Annotated in this window: 14 protein-coding genes; 4 read left to right on the top strand and 10 right to left on the bottom strand. The window is 72.4% G+C overall.

The features are described 5' to 3' along the window. Positions 1-69: 69 nt before the first annotated feature. From BMY89_RS13855 to BMY89_RS13840, 4 genes are read left to right on the top strand one after another with little or no spacing between them, the layout of a single operon-like run. Positions 70-1,380 (top strand): ABC transporter substrate-binding protein, encoded by a 1,311-nt coding sequence (locus BMY89_RS13855; protein ID WP_092380194.1) that lies wholly within the window; start codon positions 70-72, stop codon positions 1,378-1,380. After that, on the top strand, positions 1,377-2,375 hold the full coding sequence (locus BMY89_RS13850; protein ID WP_092380192.1) for a carbohydrate ABC transporter permease: 999 nt from the start codon (positions 1,377-1,379) through the stop codon (positions 2,373-2,375). Before BMY89_RS13855 ends, BMY89_RS13850 begins: the two co-directional genes overlap by 4 nt. 2 nt (positions 2,376-2,377) lie before the next feature. Then, positions 2,378-3,238, top strand: a complete 861-nt coding sequence (locus BMY89_RS13845) for a carbohydrate ABC transporter permease (protein ID WP_372433274.1) — start codon at positions 2,378-2,380, stop codon at positions 3,236-3,238. A gap of 36 nt (positions 3,239-3,274) precedes the next feature. Beyond that, on the top strand, positions 3,275-5,614 hold the full coding sequence (locus tag BMY89_RS13840; protein WP_092380188.1) for a beta-xylosidase/alpha-l-arabinosidase: 2,340 nt from the start codon (positions 3,275-3,277) through the stop codon (positions 5,612-5,614). 85 nt (positions 5,615-5,699) lie between these two features. Here BMY89_RS13840 and BMY89_RS13835 read toward each other — a convergent pair whose 3' ends face one another. The 10 genes from BMY89_RS13835 to BMY89_RS13790 form a co-directional block, all read right to left on the bottom strand. Then, positions 5,700-6,470 (bottom strand): hypothetical protein, encoded by a 771-nt coding sequence (locus BMY89_RS13835; RefSeq protein ID WP_092380186.1) that lies wholly within the window; start codon positions 6,468-6,470, stop codon positions 5,700-5,702. A 10-nt stretch (positions 6,471-6,480) separates the two neighbouring features. Beyond that, complete coding sequence (locus tag BMY89_RS13830) at positions 6,481-6,936, bottom strand: hypothetical protein (protein ID WP_092380184.1); 456 nt, start codon at positions 6,934-6,936, stop codon at positions 6,481-6,483. Next, positions 6,933-7,856, bottom strand: coding sequence for a hypothetical protein (locus tag BMY89_RS13825; RefSeq protein ID WP_092380182.1), 924 nt, complete (start codon positions 7,854-7,856; stop codon positions 6,933-6,935). The genes BMY89_RS13830 and BMY89_RS13825 overlap by 4 nt, the downstream gene beginning before the upstream one ends. Continuing rightward, a complete protein-coding gene (locus BMY89_RS31335; protein ID WP_092380180.1) occupies positions 7,853-8,464 on the bottom strand; it encodes a phage tail protein in 612 nt (203 codons plus the stop codon). Before BMY89_RS31335 ends, BMY89_RS13825 begins: the two co-directional genes overlap by 4 nt. Continuing rightward, on the bottom strand, positions 8,445-11,054 hold the full coding sequence (locus BMY89_RS13815; RefSeq protein ID WP_092380178.1) for a putative baseplate assembly protein: 2,610 nt from the start codon (positions 11,052-11,054) through the stop codon (positions 8,445-8,447). Before BMY89_RS13815 ends, BMY89_RS31335 begins: the two co-directional genes overlap by 20 nt. After that, entirely contained in the window at positions 11,051-11,512 is a 462-nt protein-coding gene (locus tag BMY89_RS13810; RefSeq protein WP_092380176.1) for a GPW/gp25 family protein, read from the bottom strand. The genes BMY89_RS13815 and BMY89_RS13810 overlap by 4 nt, the downstream gene beginning before the upstream one ends. Continuing rightward, positions 11,509-11,847, bottom strand: coding sequence for a hypothetical protein (locus BMY89_RS13805; protein ID WP_092380174.1), 339 nt, complete (start codon positions 11,845-11,847; stop codon positions 11,509-11,511). The genes BMY89_RS13810 and BMY89_RS13805 overlap by 4 nt, the downstream gene beginning before the upstream one ends. Beyond that, complete coding sequence (locus BMY89_RS13800) at positions 11,847-13,442, bottom strand: contractile injection system protein, VgrG/Pvc8 family (protein WP_092380172.1); 1,596 nt, start codon at positions 13,440-13,442, stop codon at positions 11,847-11,849. Before BMY89_RS13800 ends, BMY89_RS13805 begins: the two co-directional genes overlap by 1 nt. Continuing rightward, positions 13,439-14,221, bottom strand: coding sequence for a CIS tube protein (locus BMY89_RS13795; RefSeq protein ID WP_092380170.1), 783 nt, complete (start codon positions 14,219-14,221; stop codon positions 13,439-13,441). Before BMY89_RS13795 ends, BMY89_RS13800 begins: the two co-directional genes overlap by 4 nt. 1,437 nt (positions 14,222-15,658) lie before the next feature. Beyond that, positions 15,659-16,138, bottom strand: coding sequence for a phage tail protein (locus tag BMY89_RS13790; RefSeq protein ID WP_092380168.1), 480 nt, complete (start codon positions 16,136-16,138; stop codon positions 15,659-15,661).

Below are 16,138 nucleotides of genomic sequence, written 5' to 3'. Positions count from 1 at the left end.
CACTGAGTTACAGGGCTGTAAAACTCGCCGTCAGGCCGAGCACCCGACTGACTGGTCGAGGAGACACCGATGGCTATAAAGCGTCGCGCAACCACCGTCCTAGCGTTATCCATCACCACCGCACTGCTCGCCGCCGGCTGCACCGGCGGTGGCGAATCCGAAGCGCCTCCCGAGAGTGACCTGTACAAGAACCCGGTCACCCTGACCTGGTGGCACAACGCCTCCCAGGACGGCCCGGGCAAGACCTACTGGGAGAAGGTCGCCAAGGACTTCAATGCGCTGCACCCCACGGTCACGATCGAGATCGAGGGCATCGAGACCAACCAGCTCCAGCGGACCCGGCTCCCCGCCGCGCTGCTGAGCAACGACCCGCCGGACATCTTCCAGGCCTGGGGTGGTGGTGAGATCCGCGAGCAGGTCGAGGCCGACTACCTCAAGGACATCACCGAGCAGGTCAAGGACGAGGCTGCCAACATCGGCAGCGCGGTCGAGATCTGGCAGGTCGACGGCAAGCAGTACGGCCTGCCGTACCGGATGGGCATCGAGGGCATCTGGTACAACAAGGAGCTGTTCCAGCAGGCGGGCATCGCGGCGCCGCCGACCACGTTCGACGAGCTCAACGACGCGGTCACCAAGCTCAAGGCGATCAACGTCGTCCCGATCGCCGTCGGCGCCGGTGACAAGTGGCCCGCCGCGCACTGGTGGTACAACTTCGCGCTGCGCGCCTGCTCGGTCGACACGCTGCGGAAGGCGTCGCTGGAGACCGTCTTCGACGACCAGTGCTTCGTGAAGGCCGGCCAGGACCTGAAGGCCTTCATCGACACCAAGCCGTTCCAGAACAACTTCATCGCCACGCCGGGCCAGAACGACCCGACCAGCGCCAACGGCCTGCTGGCCAACGGCAAGGCCGCGATGGAGCTGATGGGCGACTGGAACAGGGGCAGCCTGGACACCGTCACCGAGGACCAGGAGGCGCTGGGTCGCTTCATCGGCTGGTTCCCGGTGCCGGCGATCGCCGGTTCCGCCGGTGACCCGAAGGCGGCCCTCGGCGGTGGCGACGGTTTCGCCTGCGCCAAGAACGCCCCGGCCGAGTGTGTCGAGTTCCTCAAGTACATCGTGAGTCCCGAGGTGCAGCTGGGTTACGCCGAGACCGGCACCGGCCTGCCTGTCGCCAAGGGTGCTGAGGAAGGCGTCAAGGATCCCGCCCTGAAGTCCATCCTGGAGGCCACCACCAGCGCGACGTACGTGCAGCTCTGGCTGGACACGGCCTTCGGCAGCACCGTCGGCAACGCGATGAACGACGCGATCGTCGCCATCTTCGCCGGCAGCGGCACGCCCGAGCAGGTGGTCGAGGCCATGAAGGCGGCCGCGCGCAAGTGACCTCCACCAACCCGACCCTGGACCTCGCCGGCGGCGCATCTGCGCCGCCGGCGGGCCCCCGGCCCGCCCGGCGTCCGTCTTCCCGGGCCGCCGAGACCCGCCGTAAGTGGTACGAGATCATCGGCCTCACGACGCCAGCCGTGATCGTCTACGTGATGTTCGTGCTGGTGCCGATGGGCTTCGCCTTCTACTACAGCCTCTTCCGCTGGCGTGGCGTCGGACCGCCCACCGACTTTGTCGGCTTCGACAACTACGTCCTGGCCTTCCAGGACCCGATCTTCATTGACGCACTGCGCAACAACGGCATCATCGTGTTCGGGTCGCTGCTGATCCAGGGCCCCATCGCCCTGGGCGTGGCGCTGCTGCTCAACCGCAACTTCCGCGGGCGCACCGTGTTCCGCCTGCTGGCGTTCGTGCCCTACGTGCTCGCCGAGGTCACCGTCGGCATCATGTGGAAGCTGCTGCTCTCCGACGCCGGCACGGTCAACGCGTTCCTGCAGTCGCTCGGTATGGGCGGTCTGGTGCAGGCGTGGCTCGCCGACCTCGACCTGGTCATCTGGACGTTGCTGTTCATCCTCACCTGGAAGTACGTCGGCTTCGCCATCATCCTGCTGCTCGCCGGCCTGTCGAACGTGCCGCAGGAGTTGAACGAGGCCGCCGCGATCGACGGCGCGAGTTGGTGGCAGACCCAGCGTCACGTGACCCTGCCGTTGCTGGGGCCGACGATCCGGATCTGGATGTTCCTGTCCATGATCGGTTCGCTGCAGGTCTTCGACGTGATCTGGGTGACCTCGGTGCCGGCGGTGCGGTCGCTCGGCGCATCGGCCACCATGGCGACGTACATGGTGGACAACGGATTCTTCGCCCGGCTGTGGGGCTACGGCAACGCGGTGGCGGTCATCCTGTTCGCCATCTCGTTCGTGGCGGCGGTGCTGTTCCAGCGCTTCCTCCTGCGTCGTGACATCGAGGGCGCCATCACCAGAAAGGCGAACTGACCGTGACCGCGAACGCAGTCCAGTCCCGACCTGCCAAGCGTCGCCCGGTGTCGTGGGGCAACCCGCTCACCTACGCGCTGGCGCTCGCGGTCGCGGCCGTGTCGATCACCCCGGTGGTCTATGTGATCATCGGTGGTTTCCGCACCACGCCGCAGATCGTCGCGAACCCGGCCGGGTTGCCCGACCCGTGGGTCTGGGACAACTACGCCCGGGTGCTGACGCAGAGCGACTTCTGGCGGCAGGTGTTCAACAGTGCGGTGGTGTCGTTGGGTACGACGCTCGGCGTCGTGGCGCTCGGGGTCAGCGCCGCGTTCGTGCTCGCCCGCTACACCTTCCGCGGTCGTGAGGTGCTCTACACCTTCTTCACGCTCGGTCTGCTCTTCCCGGCCGGGGCGGCGATCCTGCCGCTCTACCTGATGCTGCGCGACCTCAATCTGATCAACTCCTACTACGCGGTGATTCTCCCGCAGGTCGCCTTCGCGTTACCGCTCACGATCGTGATCCTGCGACCGTTCCTCACCGCCATCCCCCGCGAGTTGGAGGACGCCGCCGCGATCGACGGCACCGGCCGCCTGGGCTTCCTGTGGCGCATCATGCTGCCGCTGTCCCGGCCCGCGCTCGTCACCGTCGGCATCCTGGCGTTCGTCACCAGCTGGAACGCTTTCCTCCTGCCGCTGCTCGTGCTCGGCGACGCCAGCCTGCACACCCTGCCGCTCGGCGTGCAGAACTTCTCCAGCCAGTACACCTCCGACACGGCGGGCATCCTCGCCTTCACCTCGCTGGCAATGTTGCCGGCACTAATTTTCTTCACGTTCGCCGAGAAGCAGATCGTCGGTGGCCTGCAAGGTGCGGTCAAGGGCTGAGCGGTAGCGGCATGAGCAACAGAGGGGTAGTTCAGCATGACTGAGGTCCGCGAGGTCGTGAGCGGGCCGGCGCCAGCGCCGGCCCAGACAGATCCAGATCACGACCGTCCGGACGGGCGCCACGGGCCGGACGGCGAGGCGCGGGTACGTGAGCTGCTCGGCCGGATGACGATCGACGAGAAGATCGCGCAGCTCGTCGGGTTCTGGGAGAAGGCGGACGGTGAGGCCGTCGCACCGCTGCAGGGCGAGTTCAGCGACATCGGCAGGCTCGAGGACTTCTCCCGGCACGGGCTCGGCCATCTGACCCGGGCGTACGGCACCCGCCCCGTCGACACCGCCGCCCGCGCCGCATGGCTGTGGAAGTTCCAGTCGGACCTGGTGACGGGCACCCGGCTCGGCATTCCGGCGATCGTCCACGAGGAGTGCCTCACCGGACTCTCGGCGTGGAAGGCGGCCACCTTCCCCACCCCGCTGGCGTGGGGCGCCGCGTTCGATCCCGACCTCGTCACCGAGATGGCCGCGTCGATCGGCGCGTCGATGCGGGCCCTGGGCATCCACCAGGGACTCGCCCCCGTGCTCGACGTCATTCGTGACCCGCGCTGGGGGCGGGTCGACGAGTGCATCTCCGAGGACCCCTACCTGGTCGGGACGATCGGCACCTCCTACGTTCGCGGCCTGCAGTCGCAGGGGGTACACGCCACGCTCAAGCACTTCGCCGGCTACTCCGCCTCGCGTGCCGGGCGCAACTTCGCCCCGGTGCACGCCGGCCCCCGGGAACTCGCCGACGTGCTGCTCCCGCCGTTCGAGATGGCCCTCCTCGACGGTGCCGCGCGTTCCGTCATGCACTCCTATGCCGAGATCGACGGCGTGCCCGTCGCCGCCGACCCGACGATGCTGACCGGCGTGCTGCGCGACCGGTGGGGCTTTGACGGGACGGTGGTGGCCGACTACTTCGGGGTGGCCTTCCTGAACCTGTTGCACCACGTCGCGGGCGACCACGCGGAGGCGGCCGTACAGGCGCTCACCGCCGGCGTCGACATCGAGCTTCCGACGGGCGACGCCTATCTGACCCTGCCGGAGTCGGTGCGGGCCGGAAAGCTCGACGAGGCGGTGATCGACCAGGCGGTGCTGCGGGTGCTGCGCCAGAAGCTGGAGTTGGGGCTGCTCGACGCCACCTACTCCGACGAACCGACCGAGGCGGTCGACCTGGACTCGCCCGAGCACCGGGCGATCGCCCGCCGCCTCGCGGAGAAGTCGATCGTTCTGGTCGCCAACCAGGACACGCTGCCGCTGCCGGCGGGCCGTCGGGTGGCGGTGATCGGCCCGAACGCCGATCGGCAGAGTGCGCTGTTCGGGTGCTACTCCTTCCTCAACCACGTGCTGGTGCAGCACCCGGGCGTGGAGACCGGCATCGAGGTCCCGACGGTCCTCGACGCGATCCGGGCCGACTTCGGCACCGACCTGGTCACCTGGGCTCGGGGCTGCGAGGTGGACGACGACGACCGGTCCGGCTTCGACGAGGCGGTCGCCACGGCGTCCGCGGCGGACCTCGCGGTGCTGGTCGTCGGCGACCACGCCGGCCTCTTCGGCCGCGGCACGGTCGGCGAGGGCTGCGATCGGGACGACCTGGAACTGCCCGGCGTCCAGCGCGAACTCGTCGAGGCGGTACTCGCGACCGGACGTCCCGTCGTCCTGGTGCTGCTGACCGGCCGACCGTACGCGGTCGACTGGGCGCTGGTGCGGTGCGCGGCGGTCCTCCAGTCGTTCTTCCCCGGTGAGGAGGGTGCCGGCGCCATCGCGGGCGTGCTCTCCGGGCGCGTCAACCCGTCCGGCCGGCTGCCGGTCAGCCTGCCTTCTTCGGCGGGGGCGCAGCCGTACTCCTACCTGCATCCCACGCTGGGCGAGGGGAGCGAGGTGACGAACCTGTCGGCGACGCCCGCGGCCCCGTTCGGCCACGGCCTGTCCTTCACCACGTTCGAGTACGCCGATCTTGCGGTACCCGCGACGGTGCCGACCGACGGGGCGCTGCCGGTGACGGTGCGTGTCACGAACACCGGCGCGGTCGCCGGCGAGGACGTGGTCCAGCTCTATGGCCGCGACCTGGTGGCGTCGGTGACCCGACCGGTCGCGCAGCTGCTCGGCTACCGGAGGCTGCACCTGGAGCCGGGGCAGTCGGTCACCGTCACGCTGACGGTGCCCACCACCCGGCTGGCGTTCTCCGATCGCACGCTCACCCGGGTGGTGGAGCCCGGTGACGTCGAGATCTGGGTCGGCACCAGCGCGCGCCGGGACACCCAGGCGCTGACCACCCTGGTCGGTGCCACCGCTGCGGTCACCACCGCCTCCCCCCGTTGGACCACGTCCGAGATCAGCTGACGCCACTTCGCGTCGATCTAGGGGTTCTCGTCGTCGCTGGAGATCGACTGACGACAAAAACCCCTAGATCGACGCGGTGGCCGGCCTAGTGGTGGGGGTCGGGCTCGGCGCGGAGGGCGGCGGTGGCCCGGATCGCCTTGACGATCGCCGGGATGGAGCCGATCAGCAGCACCAGTGCCCAGACGATGGCGACGACCGCGAAGACGATCGCGCCTACCTCGTCGAGGATGCTCGTCACGATCACCGGTGCCAGGTTGTGCAGGAACTCCAGCACCACCGTGCAGAGCAGGCTGGTCAGGATCAGCAGGACCAGACCCTTGTTCTGCAGGAACTTCGGCTGGGCCAGGATCAGCAGCCCGGCCCAGGCCAGCTTGAGCAGCAGCACCAGGCCGAGCAGCACGGCGGCGTCGCCGACCGGGAAGAAGCCCCACAGCGCCAGGTACGCCAGCGTGCCGAACGGCGGCGCCAGGAACAGCGAGACCATGATCATCAGTTCGACGAAGGCGATGACCAGCGCCACGAGGGCCACGATGATCAGGATGATGGAGAAGACCAGGGTGGCGACGCCCTGGATCCGGCCGTGGAGCCGTTCGGGCAGCACCAGGCCCAGGCAGAACAGTCCGGTCGTCCAGAGCGCCACCACGTCGATCAGCGCCAGGTAGCCGGTGCCGCGGCCGGACGGTTCGCGTGCCCCGCTCACGTCGTCGACCTCGACGCCGAGGTCACCGGCGCCGCCGACCAGCGCCGCGCCGGCGTCGCCGCCGCCCAGCAGCAGCCCGGCACCGACCTCGACGCCGACCGCCAGCACCAGCGCGAGCATCGCCAGCACCAGGAACGGTTTGCGCAACGCACCCATCCCGGCCCCCTCAGTCCCGCGCGACGGTGATGAGGCAGTCGCCGGGGCAGCTCACCAGCACCGTGCTGGCCCGGTCGACGGCGATGCGGGCCTCCGCTCCGCTGCCGTCGTCGGCCGGCGTGACCTCATCGGTGACGGTGAAGTCGGCGTCACCGGGGGCGCCGGCCTGCACGGTGAACGCGTCCGGGCTGCGCAGGACCAGCGTGCGCAGTCCACCCGGATCGGCCACCCGCAGCGCACAACGGCCGGTGACGACCAGCCGGCCGGGCGCCTGCGCGCAGTCCGCGTCCACGGTCGCCGGGTCGACCGTGTCGCGGCCACCACCGACCCGGCCGAGCAGTTCGACCAGCGGGTTGCGGGCCGACGGGTCACCCCGGTCACCGGATCCCGCGCCGAGGGCCACCGCGAACAGCACCGCCAGCAGTACGCCGAGGGCGGCGAGCAGGGCCTTCTGTTGACCGCTCACCGCTTGTCCTCCGGGGGGACCTCGCTGAACCGGATCATGTCGATGCCGGCGAAGTAGCGGTCCGTGCTCTGCGTCTTGCCGATCGCGACCAGGGTGATCTGGTGGGCTCCGGGGCCGAGCCGCACCCGACCCACGTCGACCCAGTCGGTGATCTGCACCTTCGGGGTGAAGCCGATGAACGGGTCACCGACCTGCCGGCCGTCGATCAGGAACACCGTGTTGGCGTAGTCGAAGGAAGTGGTCAGCACGGCGGAGAACTGCCAGGTCGCCTCGGCGGGCAGCTCCACCGTCACGGTCACCCGGTCGTTGACCGCGCGGCCCTGGAAGAACAGCTGGGTGTCCTGCGACCAGGTCACCCCACAGCAGTTCGGCTGAGCCACCACGGTCGCCGCGGAGCCGGCCGGCGACTCGACCCGCGCCCCGGGCACCAGGCTCTCCGCCTCGAAGGTCACCACCCGCAACTGCGGCGGCGGCTCGTCGTCGCGGGCGACCAGGAACACCACCACCGCCGAGACCACCAGCACCAGCGCTGCCGCCGCGGCAATCCACGGCCAGGGCGTCCGCTTCGGCGGCGCCACCGCCCGCACCTCGTAGGTGACCCGGCCGCTGGAGCGGGAGCTCTCCTCGGGGGCGGTGTTCGCCGAGTACGCGAACCCGGTCATGTCGTAGCGTCGCGACGGTGTGCCCGGCGGTACGCCCAGCCGGACCAGGAACGACACGGAGCCCTGCCCGGGCACCACCCGCTGTGGCTCGGTGACGGTGAACCACGACCGTTGGGTGCCCTCGCCGGGTGCCACGTCGAACACCACCGTGTCCGGCGCGACACCCGGGTTGGAGACGGTGAAGGTCAGCTCACCGGTGTTGCGGGCGTCCAGGGTGAACTGTTCGGCGGCGGCGACGACGGTCCATTCGGTGGTCATGACGGCTCCTCGGGAGCGGGATCGGCGGAGGTGGGGACGACGGGGGTGGGGCCGACGGGCGGGGACGGGACGCTGGCCCGGCCGACCGCGCGCTCCGCTGGGGAATCCTCGATGGTGATCTCGGCGGTGACGGCGACCGGCTTCTCCGCCTCGACGATGCGGCTGACCAGGGCCAACTGGTCGGCGGCGGTCGCGGGTACCCGGACCACCACGTGGAACGGCTGCTCGGCCGGCTCGTCGAGGACGAAACCGGTGACCCCGGTCGCCAACTCCAGGGCGGTGCGCAGCCCGTACGGGGTGCCCCGCCAGGACGCCAGCAGCGCGCCGTGCGCCACCAGATCGCGTAGCCGGCTCAGCGGCAGCGGCAGTGGCGCGTCCCGCCGGGGTACGGCGACCACGTGGTCCATCGCCACCCACCGGGCCAGGTAGGCCACCATCGGGCCGGGCGCCTGGTAGGGCGCGAACAGCGCGTCGACCTCGGCCAGCACCGCCTCGTCCGGGGCGTGCAGCGCCTCCATCACGTCCAGCAGCGCCCACAGCACGCTGCCCGGCACGCAGGCCCGCTGGTAGGCCGCCGGCAGCAGCCGCTCAATGCCCGGTCGACGCATCCTGCCGCACCACCTCGATGTCGTGCTCGCCGGAGCAGAGCAGCCAGGTGTCGGGAACGGTCACCACATCGGCGGTGGCCTGGTTGGCGCTGGCCGACCAGTCCACCGCGTCGGCGCTGCGGTACACGCCGCGCTCGCCGCTGGCCAGCACCAGCCGCTCCGCCCCGGCGGTGGCGGCGACCGCGTCCACCGGCACGAACCGGGTGCGGTCGCGCAGCGGCAGCCCGCAGTTGACCGACACCGACGCCCACTGCGGCTGCGCCGCCAGGGTGTCCAGCCGCAGCACTCCGCCGCTCTGCGTGGCGGCCAACGCGAGGGTGCCGCTGAAGGCGAGGTTGCGGCAGGTGCCGCCGACCCAGCCCGCCTGCACCGCCTGCCACTTCACATCGGATTCGAAGAGCCGGGCCCGGAAGCAGCCCTGTCCGGGCTTCTTCGGATCGGGCTCACCGGCGCCGCTCCACAGCAGGGTGGCCGGGCCGTCGTACTGCACGGTGAGGACCCGGTTGTCGACGTTGGCCAGGCCGACGTGGCTGAAGCTGCCGGGGCGGCCGGCGTTGCCGGACAGGTACACCCCGAAACCGGCCTGGGCCGCCACCGCCACGCCGGGGGCGCCGCGCTCGGAGACGAACGCCCGTACCGCGTAGAAGCCCCGGTCGGCGTCGGCCGGGTCGACCAGGATCTGCAACGGCACCGCGCCGGGCAGCAGGGAGACCTCGTACAGGCCGGTGTCGGTGGCGACCAGCAGCGCACCCGCGCCGTCCCGGTCGATCCACGCCAGGTCGCTGATCCGCGAGTCCAGGTCCGTCAGCAACGACCAGGACTCACCCAGATCGGTGCTCAGATGTACCCGGGAACCGCCACCGGCGCGTACGGTGGCCACCGCCACCGAGCCGGGGCGGGGCACGATGCCCGGCCGGACCGGAGCGGGTGCGGGCGCGACCCGCTGCACGGTCTCCCCATCGAAGCGTCCCGCCGGCTCCCAACCGGCCCCCGCGTTGGTCGACCGGAACAGCACCGCACCGCTGCCGGCGTACCAGGTCCGGGGCTGGTACTCGTCGGCGGCGAGCGTACGCACCTGGTTGTCCGGCGCCTCGTCCACCACGAACCGCACGGACTCGACGTAGCGCACCCCCGGTTCGGCATGCTCCAGCAGCCGGTACACGTTGGACGCCCGCAGGGGCTCGCCGAACGCCCAGCCGGCCGGGTTGAGCGCGGTCGGCAGTGGGCTGAGTGTCTGGTGCAGCCGGTCGTGGATGCGCCGGCGTACCGCCTCGACGTCCTCCTCCCGGCGGACCACCACCCGGGCCCGGATCGACACCGCCTTGTACCGTGCCCACGAGGCCCGGCAGGTGGTGCCCAGCGAGCGGCGGCGCTCCAGGTCCGCCTCGACCCGCAGCCGAGCCTCCTGCACCTCGTGTTCGCGCAGCACCGCCACCGGCAGTTGGCCGCCGGGCCGGGCGTCGGCCGGCACGTACGGCACCAGCACCACCTCCACCTCGCCGGGCCGGGCGAAGCTGTAGACGGCGGCCCGGGTGAAGGCACGGGCCCGGCTCACCCCGCCGGAGGCGGTGGCCAGCACCTCGAAGTCCCGGGCGGTCACCGCGCGCTGCTGGGCGAAGAACGCGTACGGCCCCCGCAGCAGCACCGACTCCATGGCCTCCAGCTCCCGGCCGCCGGCCGCGGGCCGCGGGTTGACCACCTTCACCCCGGGCAGCGCGTCACGCAGGCTGGTCAAGGTGCCCGCCGCCACGTTGCCGGTGGGGCCGCCGCCGGCGCGGTACCACAGCCGCACCTGCCGCCCGGCGGGCGGCACCGCCGCGACCGGTCCGTCCGCGACGGCCGGCGACCCGTCGGGCGTACCGTCGGACGGCGCCCGCAGGTCCAGCGCCGGGGCGAAGGTCACCGTGCCCGAGCACCGGTCCACCAGGTACGCCTTGTCCTGCGGGCCGAGACCGGCGAAGCTGTCCACCGCGCGCCAGATCTCGAAGGTGCGCCCGTCGTGTTCCCGGGCCGCCGCCCCCAGCTCCACCGACCCGGCCGGCACCTCGACGCCGAGCAGCAGGTCCAGCGCTTCGGCGGTACGCGCCAGCGGCGCCCGTTCGGCGCGCAGCACCTGCCCCGGCTGCCCGGTGCCCACGCCCAGCAGCTCCGCCTCGACCGGCTCGCAGTGGTGCATCCGGACGGTCACCTCACGTTGCCCGGCGGCCAGCAGCGCCGGCTCGCAGGTGACGAAGACGACCGGCCGTGGGTCGGCACCCCGGGCCGCGGCCACCCGGGTGCCGGCCGGGATCCGCAGCGGGGTGTCGTCGGCGCTGGTGCGGGTGAACCGGACGTCCGCCCAGGCCGCCGCCGGCGGGTGCCGGGTCACCCCGAGCAGGTTGAGGAAGGAGACGTACGCCTTCTCCGGCAGCTGGTTCAACCGATAGATCATCACCTCGGTGAGGTGGGCGAACGCCTCCAGCAGCGCGACACCGGGATCGTGCGCGGACAGGTCGGTCCAGCCGGGGCAGGACTGCCGGATCCGGTCCCGGGCCTCGGTCACCAGGTCGAGGAACGTCCGGTCGTCCAGGTGCGGCACGGGCAGCGTCATCGCGCCTCCTCGGCGTCGGGATCGGGTGTCGGCCCGGCGGGCGGCTCGTCGTCTGCGGGCAGCAGGTCGACGGAGAAGACCAGTTGACCGGGGGTGAGGCTGGCCCGGATCCGGTAGTCCAGCCGGATCACCAGACGCCACGGGTCGTCCGGGTCGGGACCGGCGTCGACATCGAGCACGTCGATGCGCGGCTCCCAGCGGGCGATGGCCGCGCGTACGTAGTGGATGGCCAGCCCGGCGGTGGTGTCGTCGTTCGGTGCGAAGACGAGCCGGTGCAGGCGTGAGCCGTACCCGGGCCGCATCAGTCGTTCACCCGGGGTGGTGGACAGCAGCAGGAACAGCGCCTGGCGTACCGTCTCGTCGCCGTCGGTCATGGCCAGCCCGCCGGCCGCGGTCAACCCCAACCCGCCGCCCTGGCCCGGGTCGAAGCCGGCACCGAGGAACCGGATCGCCCTCACCGGTCGGCCCCCACGAAGCGCTGCCGGGGATCGCGCACCCGGTAGGTGAACTGGCCGGGTGGGCTGCCGTTGGTGAACCCCGACAGGTGGGACAGCACCACCCGTTGACCACCGACGCGTACCCAGTCGCTGTAGCCGGCGCGCACCGGCTCGGTCCCGGTGCACGGCTTGACCGTGGTGCCGTAGTTCGGGCAGGCGACGATCTCCCGACCCTTCGGGTCGTCGGCCACCAGCACCGGTACGCCGGCCACGCTGACCCACCGCTGGGACGCCTGGTTGCGGACCCGGCCGTCGTGGCTGCACCTGATCACCGAGTCGCGATGGATCCAGCGCATCAACCGCCTCCTTCGTGATGGGCGCGGGCCAGGACGCGGGCCCGCTCTGCGGCGGTCTCCGGATCCTCGACCGTCTCGGCGTGCAGGAAGTCGACGCTGCGGGCCCGGATGACCATCGCCCGGCCCGGGGCAGAGAGCACCATGTCGGTGGCGGCGTGCAGGGTGGCCAGTTGCGGAGTCAGCTCCAGCCAACTGCCGGCGTCGGTGCTCAACCGCAGGCTGCGCGCCACGTCGTCGACCACCACCTGCTGGCCCCCCGCGGTCCGGAGTGACCAGCGTCGGGCCCGCCCGTCGTCCACCCCGGTGTCGTACGGCTCGACGGTGCCGAACAGCGAGCCGAGCACCACACCGGAGGCGGGTTCGCCACCGGGCAGCGCCACCAGCACGCTGTCCTGCGGATCGGGCAGCGCCACCAGTCCCTTGCCCCGGCCCGCTCCCGGGCACAGCACCGCCAGCCAACCGGCGTCCGCCCCGCCGTACGCCGGCAGGTGCACCCGTACCCGACCCAACCCGTCGGGGTCGGTGACGTCGGTGACGGTGCCGAGGGTGACCACCGCCGGGGTGGGTAGCCCGGCGGGCGGTACCGGTGGCGGCACGGTGGAGAAGCGGCTCAGGTGGCCGTTGGCGTCGACGGTGTGCACCACCTCGGTCAACACGTACGTGCCGGCCACCGCCTCGGCGACGCCGGTCAGCCGGATCCGGCGGCCGGGCCGCAGCGCGGGATCCCCCTCGGCCGTTCCCTCGGCGGTGACCAGCGCGGCGGCCCGGGCGTCGAGCCGGGCCTGGGCCAGCGCGGCGATCTCGTCGTCGCTGCGTCCCGGTTGGTCCAATGCGGTACGGGGGCCATCCGCGCCGACGTCGGCCGGGCTCGGCTGGACCGCCGTGTCCCGCCCGCATCGGGGGGTGTCGGCGCTCTGGGCGATCGGTTCGGCCCGCTGCGGGTGCCAGCCCAGCGCCGCGCTCTCCTCGACGGCGGTGTCGGCGTTGACCGACAGCCGCAGGCCGTGCACGTCGCGGCCCAGTTCGAGCGGGATCGGTTCGCCGTGACCGTCCAGGGTGACCAGGCGCAGTACCGCACCGTCGACGCTCAGGTACAGCCCGGCCCGGCCGGTCACCTCCAGCAGCAGGTCCAGGTCGCTGGGTCGGTGGTGCGGCAGCCGGTCCAGTTGCGGCCCGTCGACCTGCGCGTCGACGTGCAGCCCGAGGTCGGCGCAGAGTTCCCGGGCCAGATCGGCGGCGGTGACCGACTCGAAGACCCGCAGCCGCTGCCGCTTGCGCAGTCGGTGCAGCGCGTCGTACCCGCGCACCCGTACGGTGGCGGCGCCGTCGGCGGCGTACTCGACCTCGACGGCGGTGACCTCGCCGGTGAACAACGCCTCCGGGTGCCCGTCGAGGTGCACGTCGAGGCTCGCGCCGACCCGGACCGGCCCGGTCAGCGCGGCGGTGCCCGGGTCGGCGCTCAGCGCCACCTCGCACTGGGTGGGCCGGTTCAGCCGGGCGGCCACCCGCAGCGAGCTGACCCGGCCGCGCAACGTGTCGGGTAGCGGCGCTGCGTCGAGCAGCACGGTCAGCGCCCGGGGCGCGGCGGCGGTCACGACCCGCTCCCGCCGACGATGCCGGAGAGCGGTGGCACGGCGAGCGCGGGCATGGCCGGCGCGGTGCCGGGAAGCGGTGGTACGGCCAGGGCGGTGCCGGCGGGCACGGCGAGCGGGTCGGTGATCCGGTTGTGCTCGGCCAGCAGCCGCCAGCGCAGCGGGGAGCCCAACGCGTCGTGGGCGAGCAGGTCGAAGCGTACGCCCGAGGAGTCGGCTGCGGCGGTGCCGTCGCCGGCGGCCACCACGGCCGTGCCGGGCGCGACGGCCGGGGTCTGTGCGGCGGACAACTCCTCGGCGAAGCCCTCCTGGGCCCGATTGACGTCCTCCGCCACCCGGACCAGCTTGAGCCGCAGCCAGGAGCGGCGCGGCGATCCGGTGGCGGTGAAGGCGTCGAAGCGCTCCGCGACGGCGACGATCACGCCGGGTACGTTCCATGTCTTGCCCCAGACCAGCCGGACCAGTGGCGGCCGCAGCCACCCGTGCTCGACCGCCGAGTTCTCCGCCAGCATCCACAGTGGGCGGGTCAGGGCCCGCACGTCGGCGGGGCGGACCTGGCCCTCGGCGAAGTCGGTGTCGAAGAGCAGGTCGAGGATGAGTTCGGTGCGGCCACCGCCGGTGAAGACCAGCGGGTCGTCGGCCAGCCCGGCGCCGGTGAGCTGGCTGCCGGCGCTGCCTCGGGGCCGGATCCCGGCGAGCCGGGTCACCTGGACGGTCTCGGGGTTGAGCAGGCAGTCGATCCGCTCGCCGGTGGTGTCGATGAGGAAGGCGACGCGTTCCATCAGCCACCCGCCTGCTCGCTGTCGAGCCGGCGCAGACGTTCGGCGTCCGGCCGACCCGGGTCGGGTGGCGACCACAGTGCCCGGTCGTCGGGAAGGGGCGGCCACGGATCGGGGTGACCCCGTCCACCGTGCGAGGTTTGCGTCTCCAGTTCCGGCCAGGACGGTCGCCCCGTCCCGGCGCGGCGACTGTCGTCGGTCGGGGGGCTGTCGTCGGGCCGGCGCCCGTCACGGGCGGGGAGCCTGGCGGGTGGTCCGCTGCGCGTCCACCGCCCGTCGCCGGCCGTGGGTCCGCTACCTGGCCAGAGCCCGTCGCCGGGCGGTAGTTGACCGCGGGCCGGGAAGGGGCTTCCGCTCCCGCCGCCCCGGCCCGGGGCAGCGTCCCCAGCCCTCAGGTGATGGTCGCCGACGTGCCGAGCAACGGGGTTGCCCTGCGGCGACCCGGTCGTCGCCGGCCGGTGCGCCGATTCCCTCGCGGGCCGCAGCTGTCCGGCGTCGAGCCGAGCCGATCCGTCCGGGCGCGGGCCCGCCGCAGAGTGTGGGCCTGCGCCGGGGTGCGGGCTCGCGCCGGTGGCGGGCAGGCCCGGCCCGGCCGCGCCTGAGCGTGGTTTCGTGGTGTCCGGATCCGCCGGGCGCGGCTGCGGTGCCAGGCTCAGGTGGGCTCGCGCCGGGGACCGAGCCGACCTCGCCGACGTGTTCGTCGGCCCGGACCGGGCATCGACCGGCGCGACCGTCCCGAAACCGGTCGGGGGCAACCGGTCACCGGCATCAGCTGTTTCGGCCTCACCCGCCGGACCTCGCGTCGCCAACTGCGGGGGCCGACCGCCCAGCCGGGTCGGCCGGTGGGAGGTCTGTTCCGGCATGGCAGCGCCGGCCGTCCCCGATCCGGGCCGAGGTACTCCCGCGCCATCCCGTTGCGCTGCTTCACTCCACGTGTCGCCCGGCATCCGGTGTCCGGACAGCGGGTGTTGCGTCGGTTGAAGCAGCGCAAAGGACGTGGCGGCGGGTGTGCCGGCCCGGTCCTCGGCCGGATCTGCTGCCCCGGCCGGGGACCTGGGCGTGTGACGCGAACCCGGATGGTCGCCGGCGCCCGACCGGCCGCCGGGACGGCCCCGGTCCGGGCCCCCGCCGCCCGTCCCGCCGCCGCCCGTCCCCCCGCCGTCAGTTCCGCCACCGTTGGCTTCACCGCCGTCTGGCCCACCGCTGTCCGGCCAGTCCGGGGCCGCCGGGGCGGACGGCAGGTCCACGGTGAGGTCGCGCAGCAGGCCGGGGGCGTGCGCCGCGACCACCTGCAGCCAGTGCTCCGGTGGCTGGCCGGGCCGTCGATCCGAGCCAACACCGGCGAGTGGCGGGTCGGGAGTAGGGGTGGGGGAGGTGTCGAGGGCACCGGCGAAGCGGTCCGCGGCGCGCGCCGCGGACCGGAGCCGGCCGGCCAGCCAGCTACGCGGGCGTCGGCGCGGCACCACCGGCCTCCAGTTCCAGGCTCTCGTAGCGCAGCGTCAGTGCCGCGATGGCGATCTCCTGTCCGAGCGTGTTCAGATGGGCGCCCCGCCAGTTGGTCGGCCAGGCGTTGATCAGGTTCCAGCGCAGCACCTCGGCCGTGCCGGCGGCGTCGAGCAGCACCACCGAGACGTTGCGACGGTTGACCGTGCCCCGGGCGACCGCGTGTACCCAGTCCCACAGCTCCCGCGACGCGGTGAGGCCGAAGTGCAGGGTGACCGGCCCGTACTCGACCTGGCCGGGGACCATCCGGATGCGGTCGTTGCCCTGCTCCCGGTACGGCACCGCGGGGATGTTCACCTCCAGTCCGCTGACCTCGGTGAAATGGCCGTTCGTCACACCGTTGACCAGCAGCTTGAAGTTGTACGCCCGGTACGGGTCGACCGGGGCGCCCGGCTGCGGAGTGGCCGTGGTCGGCAT

Source organism: Micromonospora phaseoli, assembly GCF_900109115.1.
GTDB classification, from domain to species: Bacteria; Actinomycetota; Actinomycetes; order Mycobacteriales; family Micromonosporaceae; genus Micromonospora; species Micromonospora phaseoli.
The sequence above is the reverse complement of the archived record's forward strand: the minus strand, read 5'-3'. Positions and strand labels throughout refer to the sequence as shown.